11 protein-coding genes are annotated in these 12441 nt (G+C 63.8%); all 11 read left to right on the plus strand.

Features of this window, described 5'->3' with window-relative positions; genetic code table 11:
* On the plus strand, positions 1 to 319 hold a 319-nt coding region (locus H5T60_05130; GenBank protein ID MBC7241809.1), incomplete at its 5' end, for a sugar phosphate isomerase/epimerase.
* A 39-nt stretch (positions 320 to 358) separates the two neighbouring features.
* Positions 359 to 1705, plus strand: a complete 1347-nt coding sequence (locus H5T60_05135) for a ribulose 1,5-bisphosphate carboxylase (protein ID MBC7241810.1) — start codon at positions 359 to 361, stop codon at positions 1703 to 1705.
* Positions 1706 to 1763: 58 nt separating this feature from the next.
* The gene (locus H5T60_05140; protein MBC7241811.1) at positions 1764 to 2693 is read left to right on the plus strand and encodes a thiamine pyrophosphate-dependent dehydrogenase E1 component subunit alpha; all 930 of its coding nucleotides are present in this window, start codon (positions 1764 to 1766) and stop codon (positions 2691 to 2693) included.
* A 3-nt stretch (positions 2694 to 2696) separates the two neighbouring features.
* Positions 2697 to 3710: an alpha-ketoacid dehydrogenase subunit beta gene (locus H5T60_05145; protein ID MBC7241812.1), complete on the plus strand. Its 1014-nt coding sequence runs from the start codon at positions 2697 to 2699 to the stop codon at positions 3708 to 3710.
* Between the two features lie 9 nt (positions 3711 to 3719).
* Positions 3720 to 4940 (plus strand): 2-oxo acid dehydrogenase subunit E2, encoded by a 1221-nt coding sequence (locus H5T60_05150; protein ID MBC7241813.1) that lies wholly within the window; start codon positions 3720 to 3722, stop codon positions 4938 to 4940.
* 28 nt (positions 4941 to 4968) lie between these two features.
* On the plus strand, positions 4969 to 6477 hold the full coding sequence (locus tag H5T60_05155) for a rhamnulokinase (GenBank protein MBC7241814.1): 1509 nt from the start codon (positions 4969 to 4971) through the stop codon (positions 6475 to 6477).
* A gap of 176 nt (positions 6478 to 6653) precedes the next feature.
* Positions 6654 to 8396 (plus strand): substrate-binding domain-containing protein, encoded by a 1743-nt coding sequence (locus tag H5T60_05160; GenBank protein MBC7241815.1) that lies wholly within the window; start codon positions 6654 to 6656, stop codon positions 8394 to 8396.
* Positions 8393 to 9904, plus strand: coding sequence for a sugar ABC transporter ATP-binding protein (locus tag H5T60_05165; GenBank protein ID MBC7241816.1), 1512 nt, complete (start codon positions 8393 to 8395; stop codon positions 9902 to 9904). The genes H5T60_05160 and H5T60_05165 overlap by 4 nt, the downstream gene beginning before the upstream one ends.
* Complete coding sequence (locus H5T60_05170) at positions 9901 to 10965, plus strand: ABC transporter permease (GenBank protein ID MBC7241817.1); 1065 nt, start codon at positions 9901 to 9903, stop codon at positions 10963 to 10965. The genes H5T60_05165 and H5T60_05170 overlap by 4 nt, the downstream gene beginning before the upstream one ends.
* Before the next feature lie 62 nt (positions 10966 to 11027).
* Positions 11028 to 12080 carry an ABC transporter permease gene (locus H5T60_05175; GenBank protein MBC7241818.1) on the plus strand — a complete coding sequence of 351 codons (1053 nt, stop codon included), beginning with the start codon at positions 11028 to 11030 and terminating at the stop codon, positions 12078 to 12080.
* 73 nt (positions 12081 to 12153) lie between these two features.
* On the plus strand, positions 12154 to 12441 hold a 288-nt coding region (locus H5T60_05180; GenBank protein ID MBC7241819.1), incomplete at its 3' end, for a sugar ABC transporter substrate-binding protein.

Consider the following 12441-nt stretch of genomic DNA (forward strand, 5'->3'; position numbering starts at 1 on the left):
CGGCAATAAGCTCTTCTACATGCATTTCAACGACAACTGGCGCCTGTGGGACGACGACATGACCGTCGGATCCGTGCACACCATCGAGATGTTGGAACTGCTCTACTGGCTGGACCGCCTGAACTACCAGGGATGGTACGCGCTGGACATCTTCCCCTACCGCGAGGATGGGGTGCGGGCGGCCAGCGAGAGCATCCGCTGGATTCAGGGACTGCACGGACTGCTGGACAAGATCGGGCGCGAGCGCATCGCGGCGGTGATCGCCCGGGGCGATGCCATGGAGGCTTCGGCCATGCTGCGCGAAGCCCTGCTGGGATAGCGATCAGGCATTCACATCATTTATGGAGGGACATATCCAATGGTAAAAGAACTGTACGACCCCCACATGTTCAACTACATGTGGGAAAGCCTGGACCAGGACCATTTCGTCGTGGGCACGTATTATATCGAGGACAGCCGGCCGGACTGGGACTTCATCGATCACCTCGGCCAGGTCCAGCGCCTCGCCCTGGAAGGCTCCACCGCCACCTGGATGGACATCAAAGAGGAGACGCCCGAGGTGCGGGAGCGCCTGTGCAGTAAGGTGCTGGGCTATTACGAAATCCCCTCCCCGCCGGGCACACGCCGCGCCGTGATCCAACTGGCCTTCCCCACCGCGGCCTGGGACGTGAACGTCAACGTGCCGATGATGCTCCTTTCCATCTCCGGTAACATCTTCGCCTTTTGCGACAAGGTGCGCCTGCTGGACGTCTTCATCCCTGAAGCCATCGCTAAGAAATTCAGCGGCCCGAAATTCGGCATCGAGGGACTGCGGGAGAAGCTGGGGGTGTACGGCCGGCCGCTCGTCCTGCAGATCATCAAGCCCAAGATGGGCATGACGCCGGAGGAAACCGCCAACCAGGTCTACCAGACCGCCCTCGGCGGTGCAGATTTATGTAAAGATGACGAGATGTGCAGTGAGCTGGAGAACTGCCCCTTCGAGGCCCGCCTGGAGGCGGTGCTCAAGGCGCTGGAAAAGGCGGAGCGCGAGACCGGCCACAAGACGCTGTACATGGTCAGCATCACCGATGAGGTGGACCGCGTGCATGAGAAGGCCCGCCGCGCCGTGAAGCTGGGCGCGACCGGCTTGCTCCTCGCCTACCCCGTCGGCCTCTCGACCCTGAAGGTCATCGCCAGCGACCCGGAGATCAACGTGCCCATTCTCTGGCATGTCTCCCACATGCTGGGCATGCTCCCGACCATGAGCTACGTCGCCCTGGCCAAGCTGGCGCGGCTGTGCGGCGCGGACATGATGCTGACGCCGTCCCTATGGTCCAGCCTGCAGGTCTGCTCGGTCGAGGAAGAACTGCGCACCTCCCAGACTCTGCGGGCGCCTTTCTACCATATCAAGCGGGCGTGGCCCATGCCGGCCGCCGGCATGTACCCCGGCCTGGCCGAAGTCCTGATCCAGGAGCACGGCATTGACTTCATCGTGCCGGCCGGCGGCGGCATGCTCGGGCATCCTATGGGCTATAAGGCCGGCGCCATGGCCTGGCGCCAGGCCATCGACGCGGTGCTGGCCGGCATGTCCCTGCAGGAAGCCGCCGAGAAATATCCGGAAGTCCGCGCCGCGGCCGAGCTTTGGGGCATCCGCAAGCGCCCACAGTGCCCCTGGGGCTACCGCAGTCCGGAGTTCCATCCCAAGTTTGCCCCGAAAAACATCTGAGGGGGTGAGCGGATCGATGAATCAGGCAGATATCCTTCTGCTGGAACTATATCGGACAATGCTGACCATCCGGCGCTTTGAGGAGCGCTGTAACTATCTCTTCATGCAGGGGCGCATTCCCTCCACCCTGCACCTGTACATCGGGCAGGAGGCGGTGGCCGCCGGCGTCTGCGCGCATCTGCGCCCCGATGATTATCTCTTCAGCACCCACCGCCCCCACGGCCATGCCATCGCCAAAGGCGTGGCGCCGCGCGCCATTATGGCGGAGCTGTACGGCAAGGTCACCGGTTGTTGTAAAGGCAAGGGAGGGTCCATGCATGTGGGGGATGTGCGGGTGGGCATGTTCCCCGCCGTGGCCATTGTCGGCGCCAACGCCCCGCTGGCCGCCGGCGCCGCCCTGGCCGCCAAATGGCTGGACAAGGACCGCGTCAGTGTCTGCTTCTTCGGCGAAGGCGCCGCCAACGAGGGCGCGGTACACGAGGCCATGAACATGGCCGCCATCTGGGACCTGCCAGTGGTCTACGTCTGTGAGAACAACCTGTACGCCGCCTCTACCCCCTTCTCCAAGGCCTTCAAGATCCAGAACGTCGCCGACCGGGCGGCCGCCTACGGCATGCCGGGGGTCATCGTGGATGGCAATGACGTCGAAGCGGTCTATCGGGTCGCCGGCGAGGCCATCGCCCGCGCCCGCCGGCGCGAAGGCCCCACCCTTATCGAGGCCAAGACCTACCGTCTGTGCGGACATTCCCGCAGTGACCCGCGCACCTACCGTTCGCGCGAGGAAGAGGAAGAATGGGCCAAGCGCGATCCCATCCCGCGGCTGGCCGGCCGGCTGAAGGAACTGGGCCTGGCCAGCGATGAAACCCTGGAGCGCATCGAACAGGAGGTGCAGGCCCTTATTGACAATGCGGTGCGCTTCGCCGAGGAAAGTCCCCTGCCCGACCCGGAGGACACCCTCAAACACGTATTCTGGTCGGAGGAGGGATAAGCTATGGCGCTGATGACCATTGCGGAAGCCCTGCGGCAGGCCATTCGGGAGGAAATGCGGCGCGACCCGCGCGTCTTCTGCATCGGCGAGGACATCGGCATCCTTGGCGGATTTGGGGGCGCCTTCACCGTTACCCTGGGCCTCTCCGAGGAATTCGGACATGAGCGCATTCTGGACACCCCCATCTCAGAGACCGGGCTGATCGGCGTGGCCATCGGCGCCGCCATGGCCGGCCTGCGCCCCATCGCCGACGTGCAGTACGGCGACTTCCTCTTCTGCGCTATGGACCAGATCGCCAATCAGGCCGCCAAGATGACCTATATGTCCGGCGGCACGGTCAAGGTCCCCCTGGTCCTGCGCGCCCCCGTGGGGGCAACCGGCCGCGGCGCCCAGCACGCCCAGAGCCTGGAAGCCTTCTTCACCCACATACCGGGGCTGAAAGTGGTCGCGCCGGCCACCGCCTACGACGCCAAAGGCCTGCTGAAAAGCGCGGTGCGCGACGATAATCCCGTCATCATCTTTGAGCACAAACTGCTCTACGGTAGTAAGGGGCCGCGCGCCGAGCGCGGCGCCCTCAGTCCGGTGGGAGAAGTGCCCGAGGAGGAATACCTGGTGCCCATCGGCAAGGGCATCATCCGACGCGAGGGCAAGGATGTCACCATCGTCGGCAAACTGCTCACCGTGTACCGCGCGCTGGAGGCCGCCGAGCAACTGGCGAAAGAAGGCATCGAGGCGGAGGTGATCGACCCCCGCACGCTGGTGCCGCTGGACAAAGAGCTGATCCTCGACTCCGTGCGCAAGACCGGCCGGCTGGTCATCGTCGAGGAGGACAACTACACCGGCGGATGGGGAGCGGACGTGGCCGCCATGGTCGCCGCCGAAGCCTTTTTCTGGCTGGACGCGCCCATCGTGCGCGTCAGCGCGCCGGACACTCCCCCGCCCTTCTCGCCGCCGATGGAGCAGTTCTATGTCCCCAGCGCCGAGCGCGTCGTCCAGGCTGTGAAGTCCATACTCTGAGGGAATCCCATGGCAACGGATGTGCTCGTCCCACCCCTGGGCCAGACCGTGGATACCGTCACCCTGGTGACCTGGTACAAGCGCGAGGGAGAGGCGGTGACCCAGGGCGAAAAGCTGTACGCCATCGAAACCGATAAGGCCACGCTGGACATCGAGGCGCCGGCCTCCGGCATCCTGCGCCATATCACCGCCCAGCCCGGCCAAAAGGTGCGCGTGCTTTCCCCCATCGCCCGCATCCTCGCACCCGGGGAAGAAGCAGAGGCGGTGCCGGCTCCGACACCGCCGGCGGCGCCTGCCGGCGCGCCTGTGCCGCCCACGCCTGCCCCCGCGCCGGCGATGAAACCACCCACTACCCCGCCGGCCGGCCGGATATTCATCTCGCCGCGCGCCCGCCGGCTGGCGGAAGAGCACAACGTCCCCTGGCAAACCCTGCAGGGCACCGGTCCCCAGGGCGCCATCGTCGAGCGGGACGTGCGGGCGTATCTGCAGTCCCAGGCGGCGGTGAAAGCTCCTCCTGTCACCATAGGGCCGGCCATTACCCCGCCGGCGGTCGCCGTCATGCAGACCATCCCGCTGGAAGGCTCGCGGGCGGTCATCGCTCAGCGCATGCTGGAAAGCCGGCAGACCACCGCCCCGGTCACGCTGATGTCCGAGGCCGACGCCACCGCGCTGGTAGAACTGCGCCGGCAGTTCCATGAAGCCGGCATCCCCGTCAGCTACAACGATATTTTCCTGTACATTGCCGGCCGCGCCCTGCGCCAGTTCCCGCGCCTGAACGCCTCCCTGGAAGGGGAAACCATCCGGCTCTGGGACGAGGTGCACATCGGCTTAGCGGTGGACACGGAGCGCGGCCTGTTGGTGCCGGTGGTACGGGACGCCGACCGCAAGCGGCTGGCGGATATCGCCCGCGAAACCCAGCGCTTGATCGAGCGGGCGCGTGCCGGCCAGCTCACCCCCGAAGAGATGAGCGGCGGGACATTCACCATCACCAACCTGGGCATGTACGACGTGGATGCCTTTACCCCCATTATTAATCTGCCGCAGTGTGCTGTGTTGGGTATCGGCCGCATCGTCGAGCGGCCGGCGGTGTTTCAGGGAGTGATCGCCGTGCGCCATCGCGTCTGGCTGAGCCTGACCTTCGACCACCGCCTGATAGACGGCGCGCCGGCCGCCCAATTCCTCCAGCGCATCATCCAGTGGGTGGAAATGCCGCACCTCTTGCTGATATGATGGCGAAAACCGAGAAGGAGGACACATCATGACAGCACAGACCTATCTGGCGTTCGACATCGGGGCGGAAAGCGGACGGGCGATGCTGGCATCCTTCGACGGCGGCCGGCTCTCCCTCTCCGAACTGCATCGCTTCCCCAACGGCCCGGTGCGCCTCCCCGACGGCCTGCACTGGGACATCCTGCGCATCTGGAGCGATGTCAAGAATGCCATTGGCATGGCCTTCCGCGACACGGAATCCCCGCCGGCCAGCCTGGGCATTGACACCTGGGCGGTGGACTTCGGCCTGCTGGACCGCACCGGCGCGCTCATCGGCAACCCCTATCACTACCGCGACAGCCGCACCGACGGGATGATCGAGGAGGCCTGCCGGCGCGTGCCTCGCGCCGAGATCTTCGAACAGACCGGCATCCAATTCCTTCAGCTCAATACCCTCTACCAGCTCCTGGCGATGGTGGTATCCCAGTCGCCGGCGCTCGAAATCGCCCATACCTTCCTGACCATCCCGGACTTATTGAATTACTGGCTGACGGGGCAGAAATTTTGCGAGTTCACCAACGCCACCACCACACAGTTCTACAATCCCCGCAGAGGGGACTGGGCCTGGGACCTGCTGGAGCGCATGGGCATCCCGAAGCATATCTTCCCACCCATCATCCCGCCCGGCACCAACCTGGGCAAGCTGACGCCGGCGGTGCGGGAGGAGCTGGGCATCAGTGAGGCGCAGTGCCCGCAGGTGATCGCGCCGGCCTGCCATGATACCGGTTCTGCCGTCGCCGCCGTGCCGGCGATGGAATCCCGCTTCGTCTGGATCAGCTCCGGCACCTGGTCGGTCATGGGCACCGAAGCGCCGCATCCCATCATCACCCCCGACAGCCTGCGCAACAACTTCACCAACGAGGGCGGAGTCGCCGGCACGTTCCGTTTCTCCAAAAACGTCATGGGCCTGTGGCTGGTGCAGGAATGCCGGCGCACCTGGGCACAGCAGGGCGAGGCGTACTCCTACGATGAGCTGGTGAAGATGGCCAGCCAGGCGCCGGCCTTCCTGGCGGTCATTGACCCCGACTATCCGGAATTCTTCAAGCCCGGCGACATGCCGGAGCGCATCCGCCGCTTCTGCAAGCTGACCGGCCAGCCTGTGCCGGAGGACAAGGGGGCCGTCGTGCGCTGTGCGCTGGAGGGCATCGCGCTCAAGTACCGCTGGGTGCTGGAGCGGCTGGAGGAGATGCTGGGGTATCGCCTGGAGCCGGTGTACATCGTGGGGGGCGGCACGCAGAACCGCCTGCTCTCGCAGTTCACCGCGGACGCCCTGCGCCGGCAGGTGTATACCGGCCCCATCGAGGCCACCGCGCTGGGCAACATCATGATGCAGATGATCGCCATGGGGGCACTGCACAGTGTGGCGGAGGGACGCGAGCTGATCCGCAAGTCCTTCCCGTTGACGATTTACGAGCCGGCACAGACCGCCGGCTGGGATGAAGCGTACGAGAAGCTGTGTGCCATCATGGCGCGCTATCCGTTGGATGCCGGCGGCTGATGCGTGCCGGCATCCGCGTACATAAGGGGGAGCACCAGCCAATATCCGTCCCGCAAATGTTGCGCAAGCTCTTGACAAACAAACAAAAATCTGCTATGCTATAAACAGCAAATTTCAACAACGCTCCGTCAATTTTCGACAATCACGCGCAATCAGAACTCTGCGGGACGGTTGCGGTGCTCCCTCTCGAACGGCAGGCGAGTATCTTACAATTACTGCGCCAGACACCGGGCATCACGGTGAGTGAGTTGGCCCAGATGTTGCATGTGTCAGAGGGCACGATCCGCAACGACTTGAAGGCGCTGGAGAGCGCCGGCAAGATCCAGCGCGTGCGCGGCGGCGCCATCGTCCCCGACCACCACACCTTCATCAGCCCCACATTTGCGGCTCGCGCTCGCACGAACGTGCGCGCCAAGGAATGCATCGCCCGCTGGGCGGCGGAACTGGTGGAAGACGGCGACTCGATTATGCTCGACGCCAGCACCACCGTCTATGCCATGGTCCCGTACCTGCAGAAGCGCAAGAACCTGACGGTTATCACCAACGGCATAGAGATCGCCCTCGCCCTGGCCAAAAACCTCTCTCACACGGTCATCCTCATCGGCGGCAAGGTGCGGCCCGATGGCACATCGGTCGGCGGCAGTCTGGGCGAGCAAATCGTGCGCAACCTCCATGCCCGCACCGCCTTCGTCTCCTGCACGGGATTCTCCGTATCCGCCGGCCTCACCGAAGTAGACCTGCCCGAGATCGAACTCAAGCGGTTGATGATCCAGAGCGCGGACCGGGTGATAGCACTGATAGACTCCAGCAAATTTGGACGGGTGGACCTCACTTCCTTCGCTTCCATCGAGCAGATTGCCCATATCTTCACCGATGACCAGATCGCCCCCGCCTACATCGAAGAACTGCGCCAAACCCCGATCCAGCTCACGGTATGCAGTGAAGAGAGCACCTCCACCTATCCACCCAGCCGGCATCCGCCCAGACCGAAGCGCTACAAGATCGGCTTCGCCAACCTCAGCGACGCCCTGCCCTTCGCCGCCGATGTGCGCCGCGGCCTGGAGCGAGCCATCCAGATAACACCCGACATGGAGCTGATCGCCCGCGATAACCAGATGGACACCGAGGTAGCTCTGCGTGTCGCGGATGAGCTGATCGCCGCCGGCGTCCACCTGGTCATCGAATACCACCTGGACGAGCAGGCCGGCCCCCAGCTCATGAACAAGTTCCAGCGCGCCGGCATCCCCGTCATCGCCGTGGACATCCCCATCGTGGGCGCCACCTTCTTCGGCGTAGATAACTACCGCGCCGGCCATCTGGCCGGCCTGGCCCTTGGGGAATGGATCCTCCGCCACTGGCAGGGCCATGTGGAGCAGGTGATCATGCTCGAAGAGCCGCGCGCCGGCAAACTGCCCGCCGCCCGCATGCAGGGCCAGCTCGACGGCCTGCAGAAAATCCTCGGGCCCCTGCCGGCGGAGCGCATCCGCAGCGTCAACTGCGGCAATAACTGCCGCATGAGCGAAGAACAAATATACCGGCTCCTTCAGGAAATGCCGTCCGTCCACCGCATCGCCGTGCTGTGCTTTAATGACGAGGCGGCATTGGGAGCGGTGCGGGCGGCCCGCCAACTGGGGCGCGAGGAGGACCTGGTGGTGGTGGGACAGGGCGCCGACCGGCAGGTGCGCCAGGAGATACGGGACCCGCAGTCGCGCATCATCGGCTCCACCGCCTACTGGCCCGAGCGCTACGGCCCCAAGCTGGTCGAGATCGCCGGCAAAATCCTCGCCGGCCAGCCGGTCCCGCCGGCCATCTTCAACGAGCACGTGTTTATCTCGCACGACAACATCAACCTGTACTATCCGCAGGACGTTGATTCTGCCGTGTACGAATTACCTATTGCCCAAGAGGAAATGCTATGACGGAACCGATTCTAGAGCTACTGCACATCTCCAAGCGATTCGACATGACCCAGGCGCTGGATGACGTCTCCCTGGCCATCTACCCTGGGGAAATCCATGCGCTGGTGGGGGAAAACGGCGCCGGCAAATCCACCCTCATCAAAATCGCTACCGGCGTCCATCAGCCGGACACGGGCGAGATCCGGGTGCAGGGCCGGCCGGTAGTCATCCGCAACTCACAAGAGGCCCAGGCGCTCGGCATCGCCGCCATCTACCAGGAGCCCATGATCTTCCCGGACCTGAACGTGGCGGAGAACATTTTCATCAGTCACCGCTCTCGCGGCCCCTTCGTCCGCTGGAACCAAATGTATAAGGACGCCGAAAAAATTCTGGCCAAGCTCGGTGTGGTGATGGACGTGCGGCAGTCTGCCCAGGGCCTGACCGTGGCGCAACAGCAGACCGTCGAAATCGCCCGCGCCATCTCCCTGGATGTGCGCGTCCTCATCATGGACGAACCCACCTCCGCCCTCTCCCTGCACGAGGTCCAGCAGTTGTTTAAGCTGGTGCGCTCCCTGCGCGATCGCGGCATCGCCGTGCTGTTCATCGGCCACCGGCTGGAAGAGGTGTTCGAGATCGCCGACCGCATCACGGTGCTCCGGGATGGCAAGCTCATCTCCTCTCGACCGCGCAGTGAGGTCACGGTGGAACAGGTAATTCGTGACATGGTGGGCCGCGAGGTGGAGGAGTTCTTCGCCAAAAGCTCCGTTCAGCACGGCGAAGTGGTGCTGTCAGTGCGGGGATTGACCAAACAGAACGTCTTCTACGACGTTAATTTCGACCTGCGGCGGGGAGAGGTGCTGGGCTTCGCCGGCCTGGTCGGCTCCCGCCGCACGGACGTCGCCCTGGCGCTGTTCGGCATCGAGCCAGCCGACGCCGGCGAAATCACCATTGGCGGCAAATCCGTCCGCATCCGCTCCCCTCAACAGGCCATGGAGCTGGGCATCGCCTATGTCACCGAGGACCGCCGCAAGTACGGCCTGGTGATGCCCATGCCCATTTGTGCCAACATTACCCTGCCAACCCTGCCCCAATTCCTGAACGGCCTGGGGCTGATTCAGCGCCAGAAGGAGATCGAGGTAGCGGAACAATTCCGTCAGCGTCTGAACATCATGACCCCATCGGTCCTGAACACCGTTGAGCGCCTTTCCGGCGGGAACCAGCAGAAAGTGCTCCTCTGCAAATGGCTGAACGTCCAGCCTAGGGTGCTGATCCTGGATGAACCGACCCGTGGTATTGACGTGGGCGCCAAGGTGGAGGTCCACCATATGATCAACGACCTTGCCGCCCAGGGGATCGGCATCATCCTGATCTCGTCGGATCTGCCGGAAGTGCTGGCGATGAGCGACCGCATCCTGGTGATGCATGAAGGCCGGCAGATGGGCATCTACACCCGCGAAGAGGCCACACAGGAGAAAATCATGGCCGCCGCCATGGGTCATCCCGAAGCGATTCTGGAGAGACAAGCATGAAATTCATCACCCGCATCCTTCGACCCGAACAAGTTCGCGAGCTGGTCACACTGTTCCTGATCGTTATCATTGTGTTGGGCTTCGGCACCCTTCTCAAGGATTACTACACCGGGCGCACCTTCGTGCGCGTCTCAACCAGCATTGCCATCATCGCGGTGGTCGCTATGGCCCAGACGCTGGTAGCCATCACGCGCAACATTGACCTGTCGCTGGGAGCCATTGTCGGGTTCTGCGCCTTTTTCCTGGGCGTCCAGCTCTCGTATCACCATGAGATTGGCCCGGTGCCGGCGGCGCTCATCGCCATCGCGGTCGGGACCGCCATGGGGATGATCAACGGTCTCATCATCGCCTACGGACGGGTACCGGCCATCATCACCACCATCGGCACCATGGCCATCTACCGCACCGCCATTGTGCTCTATTCCGCCCCCGAAGGCGGCATCGTCTCCGCCCACCGCTTACCGATGTGGGCGCGCCAGTTCGCCAGCTGGAGCATCTTCAAAGTCGGCGATCTGGACTTCCGCGTCATGGTGGGCATTGCTATCGCGGTGGTCATCCTCATCCAATTAATGCTGACATACCTGCCCTACGGCCGCCGGCTGTACGCCATCGGATCCAACCCGGAAGCAGCGCGCATCGCCGGCTTCCCCGCTCAGCGCATTGTCTTCATCGCCTACCTCATCGGCGGCGCGCTGGCCGGCCTGGGCGGCTATCTCTTCCTGCTCCAGTACGGCAACCTGATGGTGCTGGCCGGCGTGGGTCTGGAATTTGACGCGGTGGCCGCGGCCGTGGTGGGCGGCGTGAACATTTTCGGTGGGACCGGGACAGCCATCGGTGCCTTCCTGGGCGCGACGCTTATCGGTACCCTGGACTACAGCCTGCGGCGCTGGCCGGCCATCAGCGAGTTCTGGCGCAACGCCATCCTCGGCCTCCTCATCCTGCTCGCCGTCGCCACCGACAGCGCCATCATGGCCCGTCTGCGGTCGATCTGGGCCCGCGCCGCGGCCGCCAGGACCGCCGAAATGGCGGAAGCGAAGGCCCGCTCCATGCCGCAGGCGTGATAGGGAACGAGCATATGGCACAGCCCATGCTGGCACACAATAACCAGAGGAGGAAGAATTCCATGCTGAGCACTCGTCTCGCATCCCTTCGCCGGATGCAGTTCCTGCGCTCATGGGAGGCCATCCTTTTCGTCCTGTTTCTGATCACCCTATTCTATAATTCGGCGCGCGCGCCGGCGTACCTGACGGTGGAAAACCAGATCAACGTCTTCTACCTGTACGCCGAGAAGATCATCGTCGCGTTGATCATGACCTTCATTATCATTAACGGGGAAATTGACCTGTCGGTCTCATCGGTGATGGGCCTTGCCGCCGGCATCCTCGGCCGCATGATCGAGCTGGGCTATCCTGGAGAACTCGCCCTCGCGGCGGCGCTGATCACCGGCCTCCTCTGCGGCCTGTGGAACGGCTTGTGGATCGCCTACGGCCGGCTCTCCTCCCTCATCGTCACCCTGGCCGGCATGATCATGTTCCGCGGCCTGGTATGGGTGCTGGTCGAGGACCGCTCCATCACCACCTTCCCCGATTGGATCAACAACATGGGCCAGCGTCCCATCCTGGGTCCATTCCCGCTGTCCCTGCTGATCTTCTTCTTCCTGCTCGTCATCGCCTATATCGTCCTCCAGCATTCCGCATTTGGGCGCTACGTGTACGTCATCGGCAACAACCGCGAGGTGGCACGCTTTTCTGGCGTCAAGGTCGAGGCCGTGAAGCTGGTGCTGTTCATTGCCTCTGGCCTGATCTCGGCCCTGGCCGGCGTGCTGTACACCGCCCGCCTGGGCGCCATGCGCGCCAGCACCGCCGAAGGCTTTGAGCTGGAAATCATCACCATGGTGCTCCTGGGCGGCGTCAATATCTTCGGCGGCTCTGGCACCCTTCTCGGCGTACTGCTGTCTATCCTGCTGATCCTGAACCTGCGCAACGGTATGTCGCTGTCCAACATCACCCTCCAACAGCAGACTGGCGTCATTGGCGCACTGCTCATCTTCTCGGTGCTCGTGCCCAACCTGGCCAACCGGGTGCGGGCTGAACTGAATCGCCGGCGTTTCGCTCGTCTGGCTGCCGAACGAGCAGCTCTCGCGGAGAGAAAGGAGGTGAAAGCAGAGACAAAGTGAGTACGTCAACCGGTAGTCCACCATTGCGAGAATTGTCCCGCCATTCCATGAGTAAGGAGAAGGAGGAAATAGTATGAAAGCGATTGCTGTACGTCTCGTTGCCGTGTTGGTCATCCTGAGCCTGGTGCTCACAGCCTGTGCACCGGCCGCCACTCCCGCGCCGACCCAAGCGCCTACACAGCCGCCGACCCAAGCGCCCACACAGGCGCCCACGCAGGCACCGACCCAGGCACCCACTGCCGCCCCGAGCGGACCGGTGAAAGCGACGCCGGGGCAGAAGGTGGACATGGTGCTCCTGCCCAAGTTCCTGGGCAACATCGTCTTCGACCAGGCGCACCGCGGCGCTCAGGAGGCTCATGCG

The sequence above is a fragment of the Anaerolineae bacterium genome (assembly GCA_014360855.1).
Taxonomy (GTDB): Bacteria; Chloroflexota; Anaerolineae; order JACIWP01; family JACIWP01; genus JACIWP01.